Here is a 460-nt window from a genome sequence, read left to right on the forward strand (position 1 = left end):
AATGTGACCGGACGATCGGTACGTACCCAGTTCGGCGCATCGTACGGCTTACGCGGTAGCAGCGGTTTCACTTCATTCACTACCACGCTTTCACCACGGAACAGAATGTTACCCTGAGCGATACCTTTCGCTGCCTGCAACAGGTCTTTGTCGTCACGACCAAACACCACCAGCAGTTTGACGTAAGGATTCTGCGGATGGTTAATCATCTCAATCACCGGGGCTTTTACCGCCGGATGATCGCGCAGGAAGTCCGGCCGTTTGTCGTTGGTTGCAAAGACAATGGCATTGCGATCCGGCAATTGGTTATAGAGCACCGGGAAGTTCTGCCCACGCCAGCCAGAACGAGAACCAAACCACGAGGCGACAATGGCAGATGCTTGTTGCAGCCCAACATCCGGCGCACCCGCAAAGACCATCGGCAAGGTGTTAGTACGGTTATCGCGCGGGTCAAAGAATG

1 protein-coding gene is annotated in these 460 nt (G+C 54.6%); it reads right to left on the reverse strand.

Going from position 1 to position 460, the window contains the following annotated elements:
- The coding region (locus tag K0040_RS22520) for a cellulose biosynthesis cyclic di-GMP-binding regulatory protein BcsB (protein ID WP_228110460.1) at positions 1-460 on the reverse strand (460 nt) is incomplete at both ends.

Origin of the sequence: Terrisporobacter petrolearius (genome assembly GCF_020748185.1) — a bacterium.
Classification (GTDB): domain Bacteria; phylum Bacillota; class Clostridia; order Peptostreptococcales; family Peptostreptococcaceae; genus Terrisporobacter; species Terrisporobacter petrolearius.